26 protein-coding genes are annotated in these 23,335 nt (G+C 45.0%); all 26 read right to left on the bottom strand.

The features are described 5' to 3' along the window. Window positions 1-28 precede the first annotated feature (28 nt). Window positions 29-583, bottom strand: coding sequence for a ribosome recycling factor (frr, locus tag EC604_RS12540; protein ID WP_123064477.1), 555 nt, complete (start codon window positions 581-583; stop codon window positions 29-31). Then, window positions 583-1,311 carry a UMP kinase gene (gene pyrH, locus EC604_RS12535; protein WP_111270032.1) on the bottom strand — a complete coding sequence of 243 codons (729 nt, stop codon included), beginning with the start codon at window positions 1,309-1,311 and terminating at the stop codon, window positions 583-585. Before pyrH ends, frr begins: the two co-directional genes overlap by 1 nt. Window positions 1,312-1,543: 232 nt before the next feature. Continuing rightward, the gene (gene tsf, locus EC604_RS12530; protein WP_123064476.1) at window positions 1,544-2,194 is read right to left on the bottom strand and encodes a translation elongation factor Ts; all 651 of its coding nucleotides are present in this window, start codon (window positions 2,192-2,194) and stop codon (window positions 1,544-1,546) included. Between the two features lie 123 nt (window positions 2,195-2,317). Further along, the gene (rpsB, locus tag EC604_RS12525) at window positions 2,318-3,016 is read right to left on the bottom strand and encodes a 30S ribosomal protein S2 (RefSeq protein ID WP_024630243.1); all 699 of its coding nucleotides are present in this window, start codon (window positions 3,014-3,016) and stop codon (window positions 2,318-2,320) included. A gap of 243 nt (window positions 3,017-3,259) precedes the next feature. Continuing rightward, window positions 3,260-3,886 (bottom strand): endolytic transglycosylase MltG, encoded by a 627-nt coding sequence (locus EC604_RS12520; RefSeq protein WP_123064475.1) that lies wholly within the window; start codon window positions 3,884-3,886, stop codon window positions 3,260-3,262. Window positions 3,887-3,888: 2 nt separating this feature from the next. Next, window positions 3,889-4,470, bottom strand: coding sequence for a hypothetical protein (locus tag EC604_RS12515; protein ID WP_123064474.1), 582 nt, complete (start codon window positions 4,468-4,470; stop codon window positions 3,889-3,891). 63 nt (window positions 4,471-4,533) lie between these two features. Continuing rightward, a complete protein-coding gene (locus tag EC604_RS12510; RefSeq protein WP_123064473.1) occupies window positions 4,534-4,848 on the bottom strand; it encodes a hypothetical protein in 315 nt (104 codons plus the stop codon). Between the two features lie 51 nt (window positions 4,849-4,899). Further along, complete coding sequence (locus EC604_RS12505; RefSeq protein ID WP_123064472.1) at window positions 4,900-6,309, bottom strand: DUF342 domain-containing protein; 1,410 nt, start codon at window positions 6,307-6,309, stop codon at window positions 4,900-4,902. Between the two features lie 60 nt (window positions 6,310-6,369). After that, complete coding sequence (locus EC604_RS12500) at window positions 6,370-7,158, bottom strand: FliA/WhiG family RNA polymerase sigma factor (protein ID WP_123064471.1); 789 nt, start codon at window positions 7,156-7,158, stop codon at window positions 6,370-6,372. 15 nt (window positions 7,159-7,173) lie between these two features. Further along, window positions 7,174-7,614, bottom strand: a complete 441-nt coding sequence (locus EC604_RS12495) for a hypothetical protein (protein WP_123064470.1) — start codon at window positions 7,612-7,614, stop codon at window positions 7,174-7,176. Window positions 7,615-7,617: 3 nt separating this feature from the next. Further along, the gene (locus EC604_RS12490; RefSeq protein WP_123064469.1) at window positions 7,618-8,115 is read right to left on the bottom strand and encodes a chemotaxis protein CheD; all 498 of its coding nucleotides are present in this window, start codon (window positions 8,113-8,115) and stop codon (window positions 7,618-7,620) included. Then, window positions 8,108-8,728, bottom strand: a complete 621-nt coding sequence (locus tag EC604_RS12485; protein WP_123064535.1) for a chemotaxis protein CheC — start codon at window positions 8,726-8,728, stop codon at window positions 8,108-8,110. Before EC604_RS12485 ends, EC604_RS12490 begins: the two co-directional genes overlap by 8 nt. 9 nt (window positions 8,729-8,737) lie before the next feature. Then, window positions 8,738-9,199, bottom strand: a complete 462-nt coding sequence (locus tag EC604_RS12480) for a chemotaxis protein CheW (RefSeq protein ID WP_123064468.1) — start codon at window positions 9,197-9,199, stop codon at window positions 8,738-8,740. Window positions 9,200-9,242: 43 nt separating this feature from the next. Beyond that, entirely contained in the window at window positions 9,243-11,315 is a 2,073-nt protein-coding gene (locus tag EC604_RS12475) for a chemotaxis protein CheA (protein WP_123064467.1), read from the bottom strand. A gap of 32 nt (window positions 11,316-11,347) precedes the next feature. Continuing rightward, window positions 11,348-12,793: a protein-glutamate methylesterase/protein-glutamine glutaminase gene (locus EC604_RS12470; RefSeq protein ID WP_123064466.1), complete on the bottom strand. Its 1,446-nt coding sequence runs from the start codon at window positions 12,791-12,793 to the stop codon at window positions 11,348-11,350. 32 nt (window positions 12,794-12,825) lie between these two features. Continuing rightward, the gene (locus tag EC604_RS12465) at window positions 12,826-13,713 is read right to left on the bottom strand and encodes a MinD/ParA family protein (RefSeq protein ID WP_123064465.1); all 888 of its coding nucleotides are present in this window, start codon (window positions 13,711-13,713) and stop codon (window positions 12,826-12,828) included. Beyond that, on the bottom strand, window positions 13,710-15,074 hold the full coding sequence (gene flhF, locus EC604_RS12460) for a flagellar biosynthesis protein FlhF (protein ID WP_123064464.1): 1,365 nt from the start codon (window positions 15,072-15,074) through the stop codon (window positions 13,710-13,712). The genes EC604_RS12465 and flhF overlap by 4 nt, the downstream gene beginning before the upstream one ends. Next, the gene (gene flhA, locus EC604_RS12455) at window positions 15,071-17,104 is read right to left on the bottom strand and encodes a flagellar biosynthesis protein FlhA (protein ID WP_123064463.1); all 2,034 of its coding nucleotides are present in this window, start codon (window positions 17,102-17,104) and stop codon (window positions 15,071-15,073) included. The genes flhF and flhA overlap by 4 nt, the downstream gene beginning before the upstream one ends. Window positions 17,105-17,128: 24 nt before the next feature. Continuing rightward, window positions 17,129-18,238: a flagellar biosynthesis protein FlhB gene (flhB, locus tag EC604_RS12450; RefSeq protein WP_123064462.1), complete on the bottom strand. Its 1,110-nt coding sequence runs from the start codon at window positions 18,236-18,238 to the stop codon at window positions 17,129-17,131. Next, window positions 18,235-19,023 (bottom strand): flagellar biosynthetic protein FliR, encoded by a 789-nt coding sequence (gene fliR, locus EC604_RS12445; RefSeq protein ID WP_123064461.1) that lies wholly within the window; start codon window positions 19,021-19,023, stop codon window positions 18,235-18,237. Before fliR ends, flhB begins: the two co-directional genes overlap by 4 nt. A gap of 10 nt (window positions 19,024-19,033) precedes the next feature. Beyond that, window positions 19,034-19,303 carry a flagellar biosynthesis protein FliQ gene (fliQ, locus tag EC604_RS12440; RefSeq protein ID WP_123064460.1) on the bottom strand — a complete coding sequence of 90 codons (270 nt, stop codon included), beginning with the start codon at window positions 19,301-19,303 and terminating at the stop codon, window positions 19,034-19,036. 25 nt (window positions 19,304-19,328) lie between these two features. Next, a complete protein-coding gene (gene fliP, locus EC604_RS12435; protein ID WP_123064459.1) occupies window positions 19,329-20,084 on the bottom strand; it encodes a flagellar type III secretion system pore protein FliP in 756 nt (251 codons plus the stop codon). Further along, window positions 20,081-20,617 (bottom strand): flagellar biosynthetic protein FliO, encoded by a 537-nt coding sequence (locus tag EC604_RS12430; protein ID WP_123064534.1) that lies wholly within the window; start codon window positions 20,615-20,617, stop codon window positions 20,081-20,083. Before EC604_RS12430 ends, fliP begins: the two co-directional genes overlap by 4 nt. A gap of 11 nt (window positions 20,618-20,628) precedes the next feature. Further along, window positions 20,629-20,994, bottom strand: a complete 366-nt coding sequence (locus EC604_RS12425; RefSeq protein ID WP_090923862.1) for a response regulator — start codon at window positions 20,992-20,994, stop codon at window positions 20,629-20,631. 28 nt (window positions 20,995-21,022) lie between these two features. Further along, window positions 21,023-22,333: a flagellar motor switch phosphatase FliY gene (gene fliY, locus EC604_RS12420; RefSeq protein WP_123064458.1), complete on the bottom strand. Its 1,311-nt coding sequence runs from the start codon at window positions 22,331-22,333 to the stop codon at window positions 21,023-21,025. Then, on the bottom strand, window positions 22,323-23,321 hold the full coding sequence (fliM, locus tag EC604_RS12415) for a flagellar motor switch protein FliM (protein WP_123064457.1): 999 nt from the start codon (window positions 23,319-23,321) through the stop codon (window positions 22,323-22,325). The genes fliY and fliM overlap by 11 nt, the downstream gene beginning before the upstream one ends. Window positions 23,322-23,335 lie beyond the last annotated feature (14 nt).

Here is a 23,335-nt window from a genome sequence, read left to right as displayed (position 1 = left end):
CCACCGTATTGGAGGGGCTGCGCTTGTCTTACACTTCCATGATTTCTTTTTCTTTGGCAGCAAGTACCTTATCGACTTCAGCGATAAATTTATCAGTCGACTTTTGGATGTCGTCCTGATGTCTCCGGGATTCATCTTCGGAAATCTCGGACTTTTCCATTTTCTTAATGTCATCGTTCGCATCACGACGGATATTACGAATCGCAACTTTACCTTCTTCGCCAAACTTTTTAGTCAGTTTGACAAGTTCTGCTCTGCGCTCTTCCGTCAGCGGCGGGATGGATAGACGAATCATGCTACCATCGTTAGCTGGGGTCAGTCCCAGATCTGATTTCATAATTGCACGTTCAATATCATTCATCGAAGATTTGTCCCATGGCTGGATCATCAGCGTCCGGGAATCCGGAGTACTGATATTCGCGAGCTGGTTCAAAGGCGTCATTGCACCATAATACTCTACTTGTACGCGATCCAGAAGAGCTGGTGTTGCACGACCTGCACGCAAGGTAGCCAAGTCACGGCGCAGTGCCTGAATTGCTTTTTCCATACGCTCTTCAGCATGTTGTTTAACTGCTTGTGGCATTAATCTACACTCCCTTTAACGATTGTTCCGATACGTTCGCCCAAAACAACGCGTTTGATGTTACCTTGTTCTGTAATGTTAAATACGATCAACGGAATGTTGTTATCCATGCAAAGCGAAGATGCCGTTGAATCCATTACGCCAAGGTTTTTGTTAAGCACATCCAGGTACGTCAACTGTTCAAACTTCTCAGCTGTGCTGTCTTTGAATGGGTCTGCCGAATAGACACCATCCACTTTATTTTTGGCCATCAAGATCACTTCTGCCTCAATCTCTGCTGCGCGCAGTGCTGCTGTTGTATCCGTGGAGAAGAACGGATTACCTGTACCTGCTGCAAAAATAACGACACGGCCTTTCTCCAGATGACGAATGGCTTTACGACGAATGTACGGCTCAGCAATCTGCTGCATAGCAATTGATGTCTGCACACGAGTTGGCACTTCAATCTGTTCAAGTGCGTCTTGCAACGCCAGAGAGTTCATCACCGTCGCGAGCATCCCCATATAGTCCGCAGTTGCACGATCAATCCCGTTTTCACTGCCAGCAATACCCCGCCAGATGTTTCCTCCGCCGCATACAATCGCAACCTGCACGCCAAGGGCAACTACATCTTTTACCTGCTGAGCAATGGATGAAATCGTTGCTGCATCAATGCCATAGCCGTTTTGACCGGAAAGAGACTCTCCGCTCACCTTTAAGACAACACGTTTAAATACTGGCTGTTCCAATTGTTCACCCTCCACTTTGAATTGAACACCTTCCAGTGCCCAACCAACAAAACTTCTCGCGCATGGACTCCTGCTTAAAAAGAAAGGAACACAGAAGTGTTCCGTTCTTTTAGGAAAAACGATTAACCGTTCAGTCACTGTTTTCCAGAGATATAAGGGAGTTTACGCTTCGAAGTTTCATCATTCTTATATCTTCGAAAATCATTCCTGTTTTGTCGGCTTGATAAACCTCTTATTTGTTCACTTGGGACATAACTTCTTCTACGAAGTTATCCACTTTTTTCTCTAAACCTTCACCCAGTTCATAACGAACGAAACGACGGATAGAGATGTTCTCACCAATTTGGCTGATTTTTTCATTCAGCAATTGAGCGATTGTTTTGTCTGGATCTTTAACGAAAGTTTGCTCCATCAGGCAGTATTCTTCGTAGTATTTACCGATACGGCCTTCAACCATTTTCTCAACGATTTTTTCTGGTTTACCTTCGTTAAGTGCTTGAGCTTTCAAAATTTCTTTCTCTTTTTCCAGCTCATCTGTAGGAACTTCTTCGCGTGTAACGAATTTAGGGTTAGCAGCCGCGATTTGCATAGCTACATCTTTAACGAAATCTTTGAATTGGTCTGTTTTACCCACAAAGTCTGTTTCGCAGTTAACTTCAACCAATACACCGATACGTCCGCCAGCGTGGATGTAAGATTCTACTACACCTTCAGTAGCTGCACGTCCTGCTTTGCTTGCTGCTGCGGAAAGACCTTTCTCACGCAACAACTCAGCCGCTTTCGTGATATCTCCGTTTGCTTCTTCCAGTGCTTTTTTGCAATCGAGCATACCTGCGCCCGTTTTTTCGCGAAGTTCTTTTACTGCGCTCGCATTAACTGCCATTATAAATTCCCTCCAGATTAAGTATTGTACGTACACGTACACTCTAAAAAAAGGGCAGTGAGAGGTTATCCACCTACCAACCACCCTTTTCATTTAATTCATGAATGTTATGTTCGAAAACTATTAAGCGGAAGTTTCTTCGCCTTGGTTAGCTTCGATAACGGCATCAGCCATTTTACCTGTCAGCAATTTAACAGCGCGAATCGCGTCGTCATTACCTGGGATAACATAATCGATCTCGTCTGGATCGCAGTTAGTATCAACGATACCAACAATTGGGATACCCAATTTGCGAGCTTCAGCAACAGCGATACGCTCTTTGCGTGGATCGATGATGAACAGGGCGCTAGGCAGGCCTTTCATATTTTTAATACCGCCCAAGAATTTCTCGAGACGATCTTTTTCTTTGCGAAGCAAGATAACTTCTTTTTTAGGCAGAACAGCGAAAGTACCGTCTTCTTCCCAAGCTTCCAACTGTTTCAAACGATCAATACGTTTTTGAATAGTAGAGAAGTTAGTCAGGGTACCGCCGAGCCAACGTTGGTTAATGTAGAATTGACCAGCGCGTTCAGCTTCTTCTTTAACAGAATCTTGAGCTTGTTTCTTAGTACCTACGAAAAGAATAGTACCATTCTCGCCTGCGATTCCTTTAACGAAGTTGTAAGCCTCTTCGACTTTTTTCACCGTTTTTTGCAAATCGATGATGTAAATTCCGTTTCTTTCAGTGAAGATATAACGATCCATTTTTGGGTTCCAACGACGAGTCTGGTGACCGAAGTGTACCCCAGCTTCGAGAAGCTGCTTCATGGAGATTACTGCCATCTTCACACACCTCCTAATATGGTTTTTTATTGTGTCCTCCGCCAGCATCATTTTTCGCTAAGACTCTCCATCAGGAAAGCACCCTCAACAAAATTAGCACAGCGTGTGTTTTAACACCGTTATCTAATATATCATAAGTGTCATTCTGTTGCAACAATATCTGAATCTAAATTTTATAGCTTCATTATATTAGAAATAATCCACCGATCATCAAAAAGAACCGTCTAGTCCGAGCATGTGCGCTCAGCTTGACGGTTCTTTGGTAATTTTGGCGATAATCGACTTAAAACTCTCACCCTTTTCAAGAGAATACGTACCTACTTGAATTTTTTTATTAATACCCTGAGACTTCCCTGCCTTGATAAAAGCTTGTGCATCGTCCACAATACCAGCTTCTTTCAAGTTTTCGGCAACCATAACCAAACTATTTCCAGAACGCACCTTAAACGTTACAGCGGGTCCATTAGGTTTAGTTGGCGTCACAGGTGCATTGGTCTTTGGCTGATTTGTCTGTGCTTGAGTTTTTACATTACTGGACTCTGGCTCCTGTGGTTGCTTTGGTTCTGTCGGTTGTGCAGCAGAGGTAGTTTGCTCTGGTTTTTCAGCCGACTTCCCTTGCATCTGGCTGCTTTCCTGCTTTTTCTTTAACACCCACTCGGCTTCCGTGTATAACTCGTCTTGGGTACCCACCAGTTTCATATCCAGACTCTTTGCAGCTGTTTCCAGTTGTTCTTTCGTCCAATTGTCAGGTTGTACAGGTTCCAGATTACTGTCAGACAGGGCCTTTTGCCCTACCGTGGCTAGTTGAAGCAGGATTGCTCCAGTAATCATGCCGCTTCCTATACCAATCCACAAAGATCGCTTGTCCATGGTCAGCTCTCCTCCCGCTCTGCAAGCTGCAGTATCAATTGCACCTCACCAAGCTGTATGCCTGTTTGTCTAGAAATAGCATCCATAGACTTTCCTTCATCATATAGCCTAAAAAGCTCTGTGTAACGATCTTTAATCGATTCACGCTTCGGATCTTCTTCTTGCTCTGGGTTACCTTGCAGCTCTGATGCTGATGCCATTTGTTGATTCGTTTCAGCCATAACACTGTCCATGAGGCTTTGTGCTTGTAAACCCTCTGATCTCTGGCTCATGATGATCTCTGCAGGGTTGAGTTCAGTGGTCTTACCCTTTTGTTGCTCCAGCTGGTCAAGCCGTTGTTGCAATTGCTGAAGCTGTGACTGCATCCGCTGATCTGCTGCAGTGGCCTCCCCTTTAAGTTCAGCCACACGTTGAATAAGAGCATCGTTATCTTGTTCAATCTCTGTCATGTAATGTTCGAGCGTTGACTCCATCTCCTGCACCAACTGATGCGATGGTTGCTGTACTTTGTCTTTTCGAGGCATAATGAGTGCATAAGCAATTGCGCAAGCTCCTAATATGACAATAATGATCCATGGTGACAAATTGCTTCTCTCCTTTTGTTACGACCAACCTCGGGCGCAAGCTTCCAGCATGTTTGTAGTCTTTTACATAGACAGATCAATATGTTTACCTTTGTAGGGATGCTCAGCAGGTTTGAAGTGCTCCTGCTCATCCATCGTCTCCCGTCCATTAGTACCACTATGCTGGTCTCCCCCGTCAGCATGACCATCTCGTACCGAAGTATGCGACGTCTCAGCCAGGGCTTCACTGCGCTGCCGTGCTTCATTGGCTTCTTTACTCGTCTGTTCAGCGAGCAGATTCTGGTCGGTAACCGGTCTCTGCTGGGCTTCACTTTGATACCGTCCCGCTTCACTTGTTCGCGGCACCGCAATCTGCAACTCCACTGCTTTGAAACTCATACGCTCACCTCACGGTTTCGAATGGATTTCCTCAAAAGGCTGTTGCTAGTTTTAAACGTACGGCACCATGGTAATATCTCCGTCCTGATAATAAAATGACATTCGGCTAACGGGATCTTTAATAAATTTCGTGTATCTGCCGATAACTATTTTAGAGCCCCCGTAGATCATCTTCAAAATATCAACATGAGCTCTACTTGTATCTTCAAGTACCTTTTCAATTTCCAAGATACGCATTTTCATTTCTTCAGTCTGATGAAGAGCTGATTTCTGAGTTGAGTTTAATTTGATTCTCATCGCCATCTTGTCTGGCGTTAGTTGTCCTGTTGCTGCCAGTTGATCCAGAAGAGTCAATGCTTTCTTGGTTTTGTCCAAGGAATCCATCTGTTCTCTCATTTCCTTACGCAATTCATTCATTTCGTTTCGGAGTCTGGGTAACACACCAACCTCAATCGAGGTGACTGTAGACATTGTGTTACCTACAACACGCGCAGATACATGCTCTCCGGCCTGTGTCGAGCCGCCAACGATAAGCCCTTTTGTTCCTGCACAGATTACAGCGTGACCCGCACGGATGTTGGAGTGCATAATGCTTTGGGACACAAGTACATCTTCACCTGCATCAACATTGCCTTCTTGAATGAATGTGCATTTCACATGATGCCCGGCATGAATTAAACCTTTGTTGTAACCGATGATCCCACCGGTAATTTCGATAGAGCCGCCTGCCTCCAGTTCTGCTCCTTCGACACCTCCGACGACACGAATGTCACCTGCCGCTTTTACTTTAAAGCCAGTAAGCACATTGCCTCGGATCACGACGTTACCTACAAAGTCAATATTTCCATGCTTATAGTCGACATCACCATTGACTTCATACACTGGAAATACGTTAAGTTTGTTTCCATCTGTTCTACTCACCAAGCCGTCAATTGCAGCATACATCGCAGAGCCGTCAGGACTGACAACAACGTTTTTTCCAACCTTGAATCGAGCTTCTTTTCCGGAACGAAAAGGAATCTCTTCACCAGTCACTGCTTTGCCTGGTATGCCATCTACAGGATCGATACGCTTTGCAATGATCTGACCACTACGCACATTGTCTAACCGGATCAGCTCTTTGTAATCCACTTTTCCATCTTCTGCTTCGAGCGGTCGTTGCTCGCTGTCATCTTCTTTACCAATCAAGACTTGAATATATCCATCGATCCCTTGTACAGGAGAAACGCCTTCGGCTATCTTGCATTTATCTTTCAGGTAGGCAGACGGGTTATTCACAAAAACTAATAATGCTTCTCGCAATAGACCATGTTTAACGCCCTTGCTCTCCACAAATTGTTCAAGCTCTTCCGCGGTACAGGAAAAGCCCTCTTCTTCGTTGTAATATTCAAGATAAGCGATACATTTATCATCGGATAAAACAACGTTTAGTGATTTTTCCATAGCAGTCCGTTGTGTCAACGCAGATCTTCCTCCTTTGTAGCCTGTCCACTCCCTATACATGTGGTTCACTTCTGCTCTCTAGTCTTTACGCATCAGTAGATCTTTTTGTTTATCCAGTGTGCCGCGAAGCCGCAATATGGCTTTGGAATGTAATTGGGAGATACGAGACGGTGAAAGAGACATAACCTCTGCAATTTCACTTAGAGAAAGGTCTTCATAATATAAAAGGGAGACCACCGTTCGTTCTTTCACTGTCAGCTTCTCAAGCCCTTGCACCAACGCTTCTTTTAAATAAAACTCATTGACTTTGTAATCCGGATTTTTGGCTTTTTCATCTACCATTAAAGATAGACGTGTCTCTGACTCTTCTTCCCGAATCGGATCTTCCAGCGAGCAGAGCGACATCACTGCCACCTCCTGAAGCATATGTTGAAAATCCTTGGTTGACACGTCCAAATACTGACTCATTTCTTCATCACTGACAGAACGCAAATAGGTCTGCTCCAGTTGCTGGTAGGCATCTTCAATCCGTTTCGCTTTCTCACGTACAGACCTGGGAACCCAATCTCCTTGACGTAATCCGTCGAGTATGGCTCCGCGAACCCTCCATGAAGCGTATGTCTCGAATTGCAAGCCTCGTTCATAATCGAATTTTTCCAATGCATCAATGAGACCCATTACCCCATTGCTTTCCAAGTCATCTTTCGGAACATTTTTGGGTAAACCGACGGCCAGACGGCCAGACACATAGTTAACAATATGAAGATATTTTTCGATCAACATTTTTTTTGCTTCAAGATCTCCGTATTCTTTCCACTTTTCCCACAGATCTGAATGGTTCAAATGTGAAGCTTTACGCTCGTTCAATCGCCTTCACCCTCCTTATTTGTCTGTCAGGTGACGAACGGCCTGCGCCAACTCCTCCGGGTCTTTGGTCCGGACAAGTTTAGGCGGATCCAAAGGGGCAAATCCCGTTGGAGCTTTCGTCTCAGATGGCGGATAATCAGCCCCGGCGGAGTCGCTCTGTCCGTTCTTGAGCAAGTCATTCAGCTCTTGTCCATCGTCTTCGAGTTTGATGTCCACCTGTGAACCTCTTAGATCTTGAGTCCCCTCTGAATCATACCCAGATCCATTTTCTACACGAGGGCTAAACAATATTCCCAATCCCCAACGCAGACCATATGCAAGAACATACCAGGCTACGAATCCAATTAATCCGCGTATTAAACTGGTCATCAACACATTGCTGCTGAATGCTACAAAAAAAGTCAGAACGAATCCGACTATGCCTGCTCCAAGATTAATGCGGTAGTTTCCTATCATGTATTATAATTCCTTTACACCCATTTGTACGCTACGAATAGTTAAAAGTCCTGTCTCACAATTCATTTCGATAGTTCGACCGTAATTTCCTCCTGTATCTTCGCCCAAAAGTGGAATTTTGAGCTGTTCCAACATTTCCCGACAGGAATCTGCATTTCGTGGTCCGATTCGCATTGTATCCCCTGCACCCGAGAAAGCAAACATCTGCGAACCTCCGGCCATCTTAGATACAATTCGGGATTGAGACGCGCCCATCTTCAGCATCTTCTCAAGCAATTCTGGCAATGCTGTATCCGCGTATTTAGCCGTGTTCAGATTACCCTCCCGGGCAATCTCTGAACTCGGAAGCATGACATGTGCCATTCCAGCGAGTTTTAAATGTGGGTCATACATCGTTAGCCCCACACATGACCCTAAGCCAGTTGTACGGATTACGCCAGGAAGTTGAGCGATATTCAGATCCGCCATACCGACTTTAACGATGCTCTTGTCCTCAATCATGGTCCAGTGGCACCCCTAGCGATTCGAAAATCTTGGCAAATGACGATGGATCAGGAATGAGGAAAAACTGTCCCTCTACTTGATCTTCACCTTCAAAGAAAGAAGTGTCAATCAATAATGCCGCATCGCCCATCTCTCCAAATTGCAACAGCCCATAACTAAGGATTGCTCCTGCCATGTCAATCGCCAGCCCCGGAACCGTTGGATACATCGATAACTTTGTGAAATCCGCCAGAGAAGACAGGTAAGATCCAGCGAGAATGTTTCCAATCTCTGATAGCGCTGAATGTTCCATATCAGTGAACGCCAAGCCTTCTTTTAGCTCAAAGCCAGCAAGACGGTTCAATAACAATTTAGCAGCCTCTGGTGTCATCATAAAGAAGAGATTGCCAGGCGCTTCACCTTCTACACGAAGAAATATTGTGACTACAATGCGCTCATCCCCACCCACCTTCTCAGCAACCTCCTCAAATGGAAGCATCTGAACGGTGGGTACGCCCATATCAATCGGCCTGTTAAGGAGTTGAGACAACGCCGTAGCGGCGTTGCCTGCTCCAATATTACCGACCTCTTTGAGCACATCCATTTGGAAACCCTCAAATCGGTTAAACATCTCCACGTGCTAGCCCTCAACACTTTCCAGCTGCACAATCTCGCTTTTATTTAATACTTCGTTTAGGTTGAGCATGATCAACAAGCGGCCATCTTCCAATTTCGCAACACCACGAAGATATCTTGCTTTCACGCCGCCAACCACTTCTGGCGGAGTATCGATCGAACTGCTTTTAATGTCGATAACATCATTGGCCGAGTCAACGATAAAACCAACCTGCATATCGTCAACACCAACAATGACGATCCGTGTTTGATCTGTATACTCCGTTTCCGCAAGGGAGAAGCGTCCGCGGAGATCAATAACCGGAATAACAACACCACGCAGGTTGATCACTCCTTTTACAAAGGAAAGTGTTTTGGGAACGCGGGTAATGGGCATCATGCGCTCAATAGTCTGAACCTTGTCTACCTCAATACCATACTCTTCGGTTCCCAATTTAAAGACGATGACTTTCAACTCTTCTTCCATGTAAAAAAACCTCCCTATTCGATTTAAAACTCCATCATCATGCTTATTTAATAAATGCGTTTGGATCAAGAATCAGAGCCACTTGTCCATCTCCAAGTATCGTCGCACCGGAGATTCCTTCAATCGTAGGAAGATACGTGCCCATAGACTTCAGAACAATCTCACTCTGACCAATGAATTCTTCAACAGCGACAGCTGCCAGACGCTCTCCTTTTCGAATCACAACAATCTCGGTTTCTTTCTCATCCGCATCGTTGAAATCCGGCACTCCGAAAACTTCGCTTAATGACAGATACGGAATCAAAGACTCACGGAACGTAATCATTTTATTGCCATGGATATTACGAACTTGCTCACGCTGTACAATCGCGGTCTCTACGATCGAAGACAATGGAACTGCATACTTCTCTGAACCAAGTCGTACAAGCATTGCAGCAATGATAGACAGAGTCAATGGAAGCTGTACGGAGAAGTTCGTACCTTTGCCTGGAGTTGATGTAATCGTTACATTACCGCCAAGCGAAGTGATTTTAGATTTTACAACATCTAGACCTACTCCGCGGCCAGATATATCCGAGATCTTATCAGCTGTACTGAATCCAGGAGCGAACAACAATTGATTGACTTCATCATCGCTCATTTTCGCACCTTGTTCCTCCGTCACAACGCCTCGTTTGATCGCTGTTTGCAGGAGTTTGTCACGATAAATCCCTTTACCATCGTCTTCGATCTCAATAAACACGTGGTTGCCACTGTGGAAAGCTCGCAGATTAACTGTACCCAATTCCGGTTTTCCAGCTGCAACACGCTCCGAGATGGATTCAACCCCATGGTCAACCGCATTACGCAACAGATGCACAAGCGGATCTCCGATTTCATCAATAACCGTTCTGTCCAGTTCTGTTTCAGCACCTGTAATGACGAGATCGATCTTTTTATCCAATGTTTTAGCCAAGTCACGAATCATTCGTGGGAAGCGGTTAAAGACTGTATCTACAGGAACCATCCGCAATTTCAGTACGATGTTCTGCAAGTCCGTACTCACGCGGCTCAAGTGGGCTACAGTATCCGACAGATCGTTATTGCCTGTCTCACTAGCTAATTGCTCAAGGCGTGAACGGTCGATCAATAGTTCACTAAACAAGTTCATCAGTACATCAAGACGCTCTATGTCCACGCGAATTGTGCGTGAAGGTGCAGCTGCCTGTTTCGGCGTTGCTGCCTTCGTGGAAGCTGCTTTACCTTCTTCTTGAGGCTTCGAATCTAAAGCAGGCGCTTCCTTACTAATCACAGGGGCTGGTGCTTCTTCTACCGCAACTGCGGCAGCCACCTGATTCGTCATCTGCTGCAACGTTTCTTGATCCAGCTGAATCAATTTGGCACTCTCGATCTCCGAGATACTCATAATGCCCTTTTCCAGTTCTTGCGCCTCTTTAGTCGTTATGTAATACAACGAGAAACTGCGCTCAAACTTCTCTTGCTCGATATCCTGAACAGAAGGATAAGCCTTAACGACCTCACCTGAACGCTCAAGCATGTCAAATACCATGTATGCCCGAACACCTTTTAACTGACTATGCTCACTCACAATGACATCAACATAGAATACACGGTGGCCTTCTGCGATCGACTGATCAAGAACTGAATATTGGAATTCGTCCAGTTCTACAGCATTGGAGATCGAGGAGTTCGTTTGCTTGTCTGCTTTTGCAGCAGGAGCACTGCCTCCTGTCCATTCGCCACTTTCAATAGCCTGAAGCGAAGCAACAATGGAGGAGACATCCGCTTTACCTTCACCGCCTCCGGTAATATCCTGAACCATAGTCTCCAAAGCATCCAAACTCTTGAACATGGTGTCAAAAATGTAATCCTGCATTTTCAACTTTTCATTACGAACCATATCTAGTACATTTTCCATTTTATGTGTCAGTGAAGCCAAATCCTCGAATCCCATGGTTGCCGCCATACCTTTGAGAGTATGAGCTGAGCGGAAGATGACCTGCACTATACCCAGATCTTCCGGATTCGCTTCTAGTTGTAGCATGTTTTCGTTAAGAGATTGTAGATGATCATTAGACTCATCAATAAACATGGATAAATATTGGTTCATGTCCATTGTGAGGCACCTCCTCCGTAAGTTACACTCCGTTATTTCACTGCTTGAACAAGTCTTGGCGCAATCTCCTGTAAGGGCAGAAGATGACGCACGCATTGCAACTCTACAGCTGAACGCGGCATACCATAGACAACACAAGTTTCTTCATTTTCGGCAAAAGTTGATGTGACTCCAGTCTCGTATAATTTTTTCATCATACGCGCCCCGTCACTTCCCATACCTGTCAGGAGAACAAGATGTCGTTGTAAAGATGTAAACGGCAGAAGCGACTCAAACATCGTATCCACTGAAGGTCTGTGCCCATTCACTTGTTGATCCTCACTCAGCTTCAAGATAAATCTTCCATCTGCTGCCTTGTGAACTCTCAAATGGAAACCACCAGGCGCAATATAAGCCGTTCCCTTTTTAAGCACCATACCGTCTTCTGCCTCGACTACATGGAGCGGACTAAATGTATTCAACCGTTGTGCAAGTGAACGGGTGAAATTAGGCGGCATGTGCTGCACAATAATAACTGGGGCTGGCAAATCTGCTGGCAACTGTTCAAGTAAAGTCTTCAAAGCTCTTGGTCCACCGGTTGAAGAGCCGATCGCAACAAGTTTGTTGAACGATCCTTCCGATCCCGCTGAAGCTTTATACGCCGTATTAAGTTTAACTGGCTCCTTCGCAGGAACAGGTGCAGAACTGGCTACTGGCTGCTTCGAAGGGAGCCGTGGCACCTCTGGCGATCTGACCTCTTTACGGGCTTGCAGTGGGCTCACAGGCAGCTTGCTTGCTATATCCGTTTTCGTCCGAGCAGATTGATCAGGCTTACCTAAGCCATCCTTTTTCGTGATCGTACGCTCCGATTTCGGAGGAGAAGGCGGGACACTTGGCTGCTTTTTAGCTTGAGAGACTTCAGTACGCTTTTCAAATGAACGCTCGCTTTTTGGAAGTATGGGCGGAGCTGTTTTTTGAAGCGGTTCAACCATCTCCCTCGTTGCCTCATCCTTCTTCACCGGTTGTACTGGAGGAATCATAGTACTGCGGGAAGCCTCCATTTTTTTGATCGATTCTTTACGCTCAGCTTTTCGCTTCACTTCATGCATGGCAGCACGCATTCGTTCAACCAAGGCTTTGCCAACCTGAGCAATATCCTGATCATGCACAACAGAAGGCTTACGAATAAAGTCAAATGCGCCAGCTTCAAGAGCCATAATGGTCTCTTTCATACCTTGTTCATTAATACCAGAGAGCATAATCACAGGAATGAAGGAGTCCTCCATGATTGATTTTAGCGCATCCAGTCCATTCATTTCCGGCATTTCGACATCCATCGTGATGATATCAGGTTTCAACTCTAATGCTTTTTGGATGGCTTCTTTGCCGTTTGACGCAGTGGCCGTAACCTTAAACTCTGAGTCCGCTTCAATTAAATCCGTCACAATTTTGCGCATAAAAGCGGAATCATCGACAACCAATACCTGATAGACCGCCATATTGTGTCACCTCTGTTTCCTTTATTCAGAAATCATGTTGTTCGTTTAAGCCACTTTTTCATAAATCCCCTGATTCCTGACAAGGTTCCGGATTCCGGAGCTGCAGGTACAGCCAGATATCGAAGGGCAAGTTTTTGTATATCTTTAGAAGCTTTGCAATGAGGATAGGCTAATCGATAAGGCATCTGTTTCTTCACCGCTGTCACAACCTGAGCATCCTCCGAAATATACCCTAAGAGCGGGATATCTGTTTGCAAAAACCTCCTCGCCACTCCAGCGATTTTATCTGCTACACGCTCCGCCTCCCTTTCATCTTCAACCCGGTTTACGATCATTCGAAAAGGAGTTGCATGCTCCTGGCCGTGCATGACTTTAACTAAGGCATAAGCATCCGTTATTGAAGTCGGTTCAGGAGTAGTTACAATCAGGCATTCATCAGCAGCACCGATGAATCTCATATTTTCCCTGGAAAGGCCGGCCCCGGTATCGAAAATGACGTAATCCATCTCTTGCGCAATGTCCTCCACTTCACTGGCAAAAAACTCCAGATCACGATCAGACAAAGAGAATAATTCCTTCATTCCCGACCCCCCTGCAATATATGGCAGGCCATCAGCACCAAGTTGTATGATTTCCCTTATAGTTTTATGTCGGTATAAAAGATGATACAGATTATAGGAAGAAGAAGTTCCCATTAAAACATCGATATTTGCCATACCGATATCTGCATCAAACACCAGTACCTTTTTACCCATAGAATGAAGAGTTAGTGCAAAGTTTAGTGTGAAATTGGACTTACCCACCCCACCTTTACCACTAGCTACCGTAATAATTTTGGAGGAACGGTTACTCACTTTGCTTTCATCGTTCTCGAGTGGCGCAGAGACCAAACTTCGGAGTGATGCTGCCTGATCCGTCATCGTATTTCTTCTCCCAATAAAGCCCTGGACAACCATTCCACATCAGGCTTCAGCAGATCATCTGGAACATTCTGACCGTTTGCCACATACGCCAGTTTGAGCGGGAAACGATGAAGAAGATTAAACAGCGGGCCGCACGTTCCAGTTTCATCCATTTTGGTAAAGATCACTTTATCCAATCCATATTTACTGAAATGCTCCGTAATCTGTACCATATCTCTGCTTTTAGCAGTCATACTCATCACGAGAAAGGTTTCACTGTTCTCAACAGGCGCAAGTAGACTCTGCAGTTCGGAGACAAGCAATTCATTTCTATAGTTTCTGCCTGCCGTATCCATAAAGATCAGATCACAGTTTTCCAGCCGTGAGATGGCACGTTGCGTATCACCTGGCGACTGCACAACTTCAAGCGGCACGTTCAGAATCGATGCATACGTTCTTAGCTGTTCAACTGCAGAGATACGGTACGTATCTGAAGTAATAAAGCCAACTTTACGTTGTTTTTTAAACATCTGCTCCGCAGCCAGCTTGGCAATCGTCGTTGTTTTTCCGACTCCTGTAGGTCCAGCCACGTATACAATCCGAGTGCTAGGCATAATGCCCTCTTGAATGCGATCTTTCAGAAAAGTCGCTACCTCCAACCGAAGTGCCTCTTCGACATCCGATTCTTGCAATTTACCCTCGGCTAACCCCTGCTCAATAGGTTCAAACCATGATTCCCATACTTCCGGCCAAATTTCTTGATCCGTAAGCCGCTCTTGGCTTTTCATTAATTCTTCAGGGATTGTTGTCGCAACGGTACCTTGCTTGGAAAGCTTGGTCATCATCTGCTTCAAGTCTTGTAACTCGTTCAACAGCTTGTCCTGTTGCTGGTCCAAACCACGATCTTGAACACTAGGCGTTAAACCCGAAAAATCCGCCCCTTGCGGTCGCGGTTTATGCTCACTGCTCAGAAAATCTGAGCCGTAATCCATTTTTTCATCTATACCACTCGATTTGGATACAGATTGAACAGCCGCCGGTTTCTCCTGCCCTTTTTGGTCCTCCGTCGCTACAGTTCCTCTGTCATCGGAACCAGCTACAAACGAACGAGCGGTTTGAGCATAAGCTTCAGGTACAAACGAACGAGGCACAGGCGTAAATGAATTTTGCGCTTTCTTAACAGAAGAACCATTCGCTTGATTGGACTGTTCTTTATCTACTGCTGCAACCACTTCGATACGTTTTTTGCGGAACATCCCGAGCACTCCGCCCACCTTAATTTCTTTGGTGGACAGAATGACGGCGTCACTTCCCAGGTCTTTGCGAATTTGAAGCATAGCTTCGGGCATGGTCTCAACAACGTATTGTTTTACTCTCATAAGTTCACCACCCCGATACTTTGAATTTCAACATTCGGCTCCAACTCGCTATAGGAAAGCACCGGAATATCCTGCATCGTTCGTTCAATCACCTGACGCAGATACATTCGAATGGTTGGAGAAGTTAACACGATGGGCTGTTGACCCGATTGAATCAAACGATTTACTTGTTCACTCAGTTTTTGATACACACTTTGAGTAGAGACTGGATCCAGCGCAAGATAGCTGCCTTGCTCTGATTGTTGCACACTTTCAGCAATTTTCTTCTCAAGACCTGGTCCAACCGTAATCACTTGAAGGGTTTCACCTTTTTGCGAGAATTGTTGTGTAATCTGACGAGATAACGATTGTCTAACGTACTCCGTTAACACATCTGGATCCTTCGTATAAGTTCCATAGTCTGCAAGCGTTTCAAAGATGGTAACCATGTCTCGAATCGATACTTTCTCACGCAGCAACTTGGCTAGTACCTTTTGTACATCACCAATGGATAGGACGGAAGGAATCAGTTCATCCACCAGTGCAGCATAATTCTCTCTCAGGTTGTCCACAAGCGCCTTCGTCTCTTGTCTTCCAAGCAGTTCATGTGCATGTTTTTTGATGAGTTCTGTCAGATGAGTCGCAACGACAGAAGGCGGATCGACTACCGTATATCCAGCGAGTTCTGCCCGATCTTTAGTCACTTCATCAATCCATAACGCAGGCAGACCGAAAGCCGGCTCTGTTGTTTCGATTCCTGTTACAGACTCTTCATCATATCCAGGACTCATCGCAAGATAATGGTTCAGAAGCAGTTCTCCGCCACCAACCGCATTACCCTTAATTTTAATTACATACTCATTGGGCCTTAGTTGAATATTGTCACGAATACGGATGACTGGTACCACCAAACCCAACTCAAGCGCACATTGTCTTCGAATCATAATAATCCGATCAAGCAAGTCTCCACCTTGTTGATTGTCAGCCAGTGGAATCAAGCCGTAACCAAACTCAAATTCGATCGGATCCACCTGAAGTAAATTAATAACACTTTCGGGACTTCTGACCTCTTCAATCTGCTGTTCTTCTTCCAATTGCTCTTCCGCCTCTTGTTTCAAGTTCAGATTATTCTGCATTCGCCAGGCGGCAAAAGCCAGCATACCTGCCAGAGGGAGCGTCGTAATCACATGAATTGGCGTAAAGAATCCCAGCATCGCAATAACAAAAGCTACGATATAGATGAGTATCGGATATGTAAACAACTGGCCGGTAATATCTTCAGCCAAGTTTCCTTCCGATGAAGCTCTGGTTACGATCAGACCTGCTGCAGTTGAAATAAGCAGCGCGGGAATCTGACTAACCAATCCGTCTCCGATGGTCAATACCGAGTATGTGGAGAGTGATGTTGCAAAGTCGAGACCGTGTACCGTCATACCGATAATAAATCCACCGATCAGGTTGATCAGGAGAATGATAATACTTGCAATGGCATCTCCTTTTACGAATTTGCTGGCACCATCCATCGCTCCATAAAAGTCGGCTTCACGTTCAATTTTGGAACGACGCTCACGCGCCTGCTGTTCGTTGATCAAACCAGCATTCAAGTCCGCATCGATACTCATTTGTTTACCAGGCATTGCATCGAGAGTAAACCTCGCCGCTACTTCAGCTACGCGCTCGGATCCTTTGGTAATTACGATGAACTGTACCACAACCAGGATCAAAAACACGATGAAACCTATTGCGATTTCGCCTCCGGCAATCCAGCTACCGAATGTTGCAACAACCGCTCCTGCATCGCCTTTACCCAGAATCAGCTTGGTAGTTGAGATGTTAAGTGCCAGCCGGAACAACGTAGTAATGAGCAACAACGCCGGAAATATGGAAAACTGTAATGCTTCTTTGCTGTTCATGGCAACAAGCAAGATCATCAAAGCAATAGAGATGTTGATAACGAGCAACATATCGAGCAGCCAGATGGGGATCGGGAGAATCATCATCAACACAATGCCGATAATACCCGCAAGGATAGCTAAATCTTTTGTTTTCAATGAATGTACGGCCTCCGATCCCTGTTATTTCGTTCTGCCCTTAAGTTTATATACATAAGCCAGCACTTCGGCTACAGCTTGAAACAAATCGGCCGGTATAGCGTCACCAATCTCAGCTCTCTGGAACAATGCCCGTGCCAGTGGTTTGTTTTCCATCGTAATCACACCGTGTTCTTTGGCAATTTCTTTAATGCGCAGAGCGACATAATCCTGCCCTTTAGCAATAATTTGCGGAGCCTCCATCTCAGACCCCTCATACTTCAATGCTACTGCAAAGTGTGTCGGGTTCGTGATGATTACATCTGCATTCGGTACTTCCTGCATCATACGCTGCATAGCCATACGACGCTGACGCTCCCGAATTTTGCCCTTAATCAGCGGATCGCCTTCCATTTTCTTATACTCATCCTTGATATCTTGCTTCGACATGCGTATATTCTTTTCATAATCGTACTTCTGGTACATGTAGTCGAATACGGCAAGTACTAAGAGTGCAACTGCAATTTTGACACCAAGATTCAAAGTAATTGAAGCGGCGAACTGTAAAATCGCATCCATTGAAAAGTGTGATAATGAAGCAATATCAGACTGGTAACTAATAATCGTGCTGTATACAAGGTAGCCGATAATAGACATTTTCAATATGGATTTTGCAAATTCCACTAATGAACGAAGTGAAAAAATATTTTTAAAACCTTTGATTGGATTTAATTTCTCGAGCTTCGGCTTTAAGCCCTCACCTATAAGAAGAAAACCCACTTGCATGTAGTTAACGATTAACGCAATCAGAGCTGCGCCAAGCAACACGGGAGCGAGCAACAACATCACTTCAATCCCGTAACGCATCATTAGTGCCATCACATTTTCTTCGGTAACATTCATGCTGAGTCGATTAATAAAAATATCCGTAAACAGCTTTACCATGCGCTCTTTATAGAACGAGCTAAACATCATCATGGTCAGAAATGTAAACAGGAGAATCGAGGCACCGGATAATTCCATGCTTTTGACGACTTGGCCCTTTTTTCGTGTATCCTGCCGCTTTTTAGGGGTGGCTTTCTCTGTTTTCTCCCCAGAAAATAACTGGAGGTCAAGTTGAAGTTTCATCTGAATCCTGTCCTCCGTTTCACTCATCCCGGCCTTTGTCCGATTGTCCCAAGCAGTTTTTCCATTGTTCGGAACATGACCTCGAACAATTGACCAAACACAAAGGCGAAGCTGGGAACCAGCAGGAGCAAAATAGCAATTCCAACGAGTACCTTGAGCGGCATACCTACAGCAAATACATTAAACTGTGGAGCCGTTTTGGCTAAAAAGCCTAACCCTACATCCGTCAGAAACAGAGCAACCACAATGGGAGCGGCCATCTGAAAAGCAAGCATGAAGGATTCTCCTAACGTACGTACTAGAAATTCCGCAATGCTGCCGTCCGCCATCTTCAAAAAGAATATATTCGATAGCGGGATCCATCGATAACTGTATACGATGCCATCCAGCAGATAATGATGTCCATTCATAGTTAAAAAAAGAAGTACAGCAAAAGCATATTTAAAGTTACCTGTAAGAGGTGCGGATGCACCTGTCATCGGGTCATACACATTAGCTATACCGAAACCAATCTGGATATCAATAAATGCACCTGCAGTCTGTACAGCCGTCATCAAAAGATAAGCCACAAATCCCAAAAGTAGACCGATGAGAATTTCTCTGATTATTAGCAGAATGTAACTCAAGTCCGTTGGAACGGTTTGATGAATTCCAAAGGTCATATATACTGTCAACGTAACGAAAGCAGATATCCCTATTTTAAACGATGTAGGTACATTTCGAGCTGAAAAGACCGGTGCAGTTACAAAAAATGAGGCTATTCGACAAAACATAAGCAGAGCAACAGGGAAACTTTGCAGCAATGTCTCCATCGGCTAAAGCCTACCCTATGTATCTGTACAAATTGTCGAGTATGTTAAACGTAAAATCGATTAATATATTCAAGATCCAAGGCCCGAACAAAAGCACCGCCAGCAGCACTGCAACAATTTTAGGTACAAAGGCGAGCGTCTGCTCTTGAATCTGAGTCGTTGCTTGGAAAATACTAATCATAAGTCCTACAACCAGAGCTAGTATAAGCATAGGTGCACTGGCCAGCAATGACGTGTATACTGCTTTTCCGGCCAGACCGATAATAAACTCCGAAGTCATGACCGTCCTCCTTTAACTCTCCGGTTCAAGTATTAAAACTCAGCAACAGTGACTTGACTACCAGATACCACCCGTCTACCAGAACAAAGAGCAGTATTTTAAAAGGTAATGAGATCATGACCGGGGGAAGCATCATCATACCCATGGCCATGAGCGTACTCGCCACAACGATGTCGATCACCAGGAAAGGAATAAATATCATGAACCCCATCTGGAAAGCTGTTTTGAGCTCACTGATTGCATATGCCGGTACCATTACCGTGATTGGAATATCCTGATACGATTTAGGCTGTTCCGCCTGATTGTATTTCATGAACAGTAAGATATCCTTCTCACGCGTATGAGTAAACATAAATTTCTTAATCGGATCTGCTGCCTTTTCCAGCGCCTCCGTTTGTGTTAAATCTCCTTTAAGGTAAGGTTGCAATGCAACCTGATTAATGGAAGACAACGTAGGAGACATTATGAAAAGTGTAAGAAAAAGGGCCAGACCGACCAACACCTGATTCGGAGGCATCTGCTGGGTTCCAAGTGAAGTTCGGACAAACCCAAGCACAATAACAATCCGAGTAAAACTGGTCATCAGTACCAGCAATGCCGGGGCTATGCTAAGCACGGTAATTAATAGAATAATAGATAATGAACTAGTACTTGGCGTGCTGCCATCACCGTTCCCAATCTGTATATCAATATTAGGAATCGGCTCGGCAAAAGCCACCGTAACGGATGCCAGGCTGATAAGTCCTATGAAACAACACGCTAACCAAATCTTTTTCTTCATGAATCCCTCGACCGATCTGTAGTATTGTCTTGATCCAGGAGCTTCTCCATCTTCTCTTTACGGTTTGGCATCTGCCGAAGTTTGGACTCAAACATCTCATGAAAAGAAGCAGTGTCCTCAATTTCCATTTCCCGAGGCGGCTCTTCTTTACGAAGACGTTTAGCGAGCTTGGCTATGATGGGTGGAAGGCTTCCTTGCTGTGAAACAGCATCCCGTTCAAAGGAATCTATGATTCGCTGTGCTTCTTCCAAATCCGAAACCTTATCCAGCAACTGTATATTCTCGCCCACACCAATCAAATAAACGTTTCCGCCAATCTCTAAAATTTGCAGTGACTTGTTTTGCCCTAGTCCGACTCCGCCCAGAATGCGAATGGTTCCGCTTCGAAACCATTGCTGATTTCGTTTGTTCAAGAATCGGATCAGGTAGACAATAAGAACCAGGATGACGGCCAGGACAACAATCACCCATACTAGCTGTAGATAATAATTGATTCCCGCGCCAGCTGGTTCTGGAGTACCCCCCTGAGCCATCAACATGTTTCTTAAGCTCCCAGTGTTTTGCTGATTGCTTCGATAACCCGATCAGATTGGAAAGGTTTAACGATAAAATCTTTGGCTCCAGCTTGAATGGCATCAATAACCATTGCTTGTTGGCCCATTGCAGAACACATAATTACTTTTGCATTTGCATCAATTTTTTTAATTTCTTTCAGAGCAGCAATACCATCCATCTCAGGCATTGTAATATCCATTGTAATCAGATCTGGACGAAGTTCCTTGAACTTCTCAACTGCTTGTGCACCATCTGGTGCTTCTCCTACGACTTCGTACCCATTTTTGGACAAAATGTCCCGGATCATCATTCTCATAAATGCAGCGTCGTCTACGACTAAAATTCGGTTTGCCATGTTGGTTCAAATCCTCCCTAGATTGTGCTTATTGTAATTTCTGAATACGGTCCCATTGGCTTAGAATATCTATAACACGAACACCAAAGTTTTCGTCAATGACGACAACTTCTCCCTTGGCGATCAGTTTGTTATTGACCAAAATATCGACAGGTTCACCAGCCAACTTATCCAGTTCGACAATCGAACCTTGTGATAATTCCAATATATCTTTAATTTGCTTCTGGGTCCTTCCTAATTCTACGGTGACTTTAAGGGGAATGTCCATCAATAAATTCAAATTGTTCTCGTCCACATGAGCAAAAGCCCCATTTTGCAAATTGGCGAATTGAACAGGCTGTACATTCACATTCCTATTTGGTGCACCACCATAGTGTTGAGGTTCGCCGTAAGCTGGCTGTGGTGGCATATTGTATGGTTGCTGCGGTGGCATACCGTATGGTTGCTGCGGTGGCATACCCATCGGAGCTTGACCATATCCACTATAGTCCTGAACTGGCTGCTGTGGAACATGTGGAGGCATCTGTTGATGAGCCGCTGGCGGCTGCTCCATAGCTGGTTGCGGCGTTGGCGCTGGCGTAGGAGGCGCAACAGGTGGTGGTGTCGGCGCAGGCTCGGGTGTTGAAGCTACAGGAGCACTGGAGGTCGACTCTTGAGCACCTCCGATTAACATATCCACCATATTTTTCGCAAAATGTACAGGAAGCAGCTGCATCAGATTCGAATCAATCAGATCCCCTACTAACAGACGGAACGAAACTTGAATAAGTGTTTCATCTGGCGGGAGATTGGTCACACCCTCGCCGCTTTCCAAGTTGAGAATATCAATCCCTGGAGGAGAAATATTAACAAACCGGTTGAAGATGGTCGACATAGATGTGGCAGAAGACCCCATCATTTGGTTCATCGCTTCCTGTACCGCACTAATGTGAATTTCGTTCAATTCTTCGTCGGCCGGATTTCCTTCACCGCCCAACATTAGATCAGCGATAATCTGCGCGTCTCTCTTTTTGATAACCAGTGAGTTAATGCCCTCGAATCCATCCACATAGTTCACATGAACAGCAACATGTGGTTTAGGAAAAGCCTCTTCGAACTGTGTTCGGCTAATAATTGATACTTTAGGTGTTGTAATATCCACTTTAAGGCCTAATAGTGTGGACAACGCAGTCGCAGCACTGCCAAAGGTGATGTTACCAATCTCGCCCAGGGCATCCTGTTCCAGCTCCGTTAGAAAATCATCAACCGTTTTCTCAGCGGGTTCAGAACTCGAGATGGATTCCGATTGCCGAAGCAAAGCGTCGATCTCTTCCTGGGATAAATAATCCTTACTCGTCAAATTCTTCAACTCCTTCGGTGACAATTTGATCTATTTGCACAGCCACACGGTCCTTAATGGTTCCTGGACTGCCGATATACTTCAGCCTGTCACCAACTTTAATGGAAAGCCCCTCTTCCACCGGTTTATTCAGCGTGATGACATCACCAACCGATAATCCTAAAAACTCGGCTATCGAAATTCTGGATTCACCAAGTTCGGCTACAACAGGTAATTTGGCTTTGTTTACACGTGATTTCAGCGCTTCGTATTCTTCCGGAGCTCTCGTTTTCTTCTCCGAAACAAACCACTGGTGCGTTGATAACCGGGACATAATAGGCTCAAGAACGACATGCGGTATACACAAATTGATCATGCCCGTGGTATCACCAATTTTGGTGCTTAGTGAGATCAAGGCAATGGTCTCATTGGGGGATACAATCTGCATAAACTGCGGATTCGTCTCCAACGCTTCCATTCTTGGCGATATATCCAGTACCGTCTTCCAAGCTTCCTGCAAACTTTCAAAGGCTCGGCTGAATATCCGTTCCATAATTGTCGTCTCAATTTCCGTCATGCTTGCAATTTTGGTCGGAGCACTGCCTGTTCCTCCAAGTAGACGATCCAGCATGGCATAACCCACGTTGGGGTGAACCTCCATTACCATTCGTCCCTGTAATGGCTCTGCTTCGAAAATGTTCAAAATCGTCATCTTGGGAATAGAACGAATAAACTCGTCATAAGGCAACTGTTCTACCTGCACGACATTGATCTGAACGAACGTCCGCAACTGGGCCGAAAAATAAGTGGTGAGAAAACGAGCAAAGTTCTCGTGAATACGCGTCAGGCTTCGAATGTGATCCTTGGAAAAACGAACTGCTCGCTTAAAATCATAGGATCTGATTTTCTTCTGAGTTTCTTCCTTTTTCAATTCCTCGGCGTCCATTTCACCAGAAGAAAGGGCTGCTAATAGGGCGTCAATCTCGTTTTGTGATAATACATCCACCATGTTCTCACCCCCTT

This window comes from Paenibacillus amylolyticus (assembly GCF_003719335.1).
In the GTDB taxonomy this organism is placed as follows: domain Bacteria; phylum Bacillota; class Bacilli; order Paenibacillales; family Paenibacillaceae; genus Paenibacillus; species Paenibacillus amylolyticus_D.
Note: the sequence above shows the minus strand (reverse complement) of the source record. Positions and strands in the feature narration are given on the sequence as shown.

Coding starts and splice junctions, on each gene's coding strand:
- frr (WP_123064477.1), bottom strand. CDS start 583: ATGCCACAAGCAGTTAAACAACATGCTGAAGAGCGTATGGAAAAAGCA.
- tsf (WP_123064476.1), bottom strand. CDS start 2,194: ATGGCAGTTAATGCGAGCGCAGTAAAAGAACTTCGCGAAAAAACGGGC.
- rpsB (WP_024630243.1), bottom strand. CDS start 3,016: ATGGCAGTAATCTCCATGAAGCAGCTTCTCGAAGCTGGGGTACACTTC.
- EC604_RS12520 (WP_123064475.1), bottom strand. CDS start 3,886: ATGGACAAGCGATCTTTGTGGATTGGTATAGGAAGCGGCATGATTACT.
- EC604_RS12510 (WP_123064473.1), bottom strand. CDS start 4,848: ATGAGTTTCAAAGCAGTGGAGTTGCAGATTGCGGTGCCGCGAACAAGT.
- EC604_RS12495 (WP_123064470.1), bottom strand. CDS start 7,614: ATGATAGGAAACTACCGCATTAATCTTGGAGCAGGCATAGTCGGATTC.
- EC604_RS12490 (WP_123064469.1), bottom strand. CDS start 8,115: ATGATTGAGGACAAGAGCATCGTTAAAGTCGGTATGGCGGATCTGAAT.
- EC604_RS12485 (WP_123064535.1), bottom strand. CDS start 8,728: ATGTTTAACCGATTTGAGGGTTTCCAAATGGATGTGCTCAAAGAGGTC.
- EC604_RS12480 (WP_123064468.1), bottom strand. CDS start 9,199: ATGGAAGAAGAGTTGAAAGTCATCGTCTTTAAATTGGGAACCGAAGAG.
- EC604_RS12475 (WP_123064467.1), bottom strand. CDS start 11,315: ATGGACATGAACCAATATTTATCCATGTTTATTGATGAGTCTAATGAT.
- EC604_RS12470 (WP_123064466.1), bottom strand. CDS start 12,793: ATGGCGGTCTATCAGGTATTGGTTGTCGATGATTCCGCTTTTATGCGC.
- EC604_RS12465 (WP_123064465.1), bottom strand. CDS start 13,713: ATGACGGATCAGGCAGCATCACTCCGAAGTTTGGTCTCTGCGCCACTC.
- flhF (WP_123064464.1), bottom strand. CDS start 15,074: ATGAGAGTAAAACAATACGTTGTTGAGACCATGCCCGAAGCTATGCTT.
- flhB (WP_123064462.1), bottom strand. CDS start 18,238: ATGAGTGAAACGGAGGACAGGATTCAGATGAAACTTCAACTTGACCTC.
- fliR (WP_123064461.1), bottom strand. CDS start 19,023: ATGGAGACATTGCTGCAAAGTTTCCCTGTTGCTCTGCTTATGTTTTGT.
- fliQ (WP_123064460.1), bottom strand. CDS start 19,303: ATGACTTCGGAGTTTATTATCGGTCTGGCCGGAAAAGCAGTATACACG.
- fliP (WP_123064459.1), bottom strand. CDS start 20,084: ATGAAGAAAAAGATTTGGTTAGCGTGTTGTTTCATAGGACTTATCAGC.
- EC604_RS12430 (WP_123064534.1), bottom strand. CDS start 20,617: ATGGCTCAGGGGGGTACTCCAGAACCAGCTGGCGCGGGAATCAATTAT.
- EC604_RS12425 (WP_090923862.1), bottom strand. CDS start 20,994: ATGGCAAACCGAATTTTAGTCGTAGACGACGCTGCATTTATGAGAATG.
- fliM (WP_123064457.1), bottom strand. CDS start 23,321: ATGGTGGATGTATTATCACAAAACGAGATTGACGCCCTATTAGCAGCC.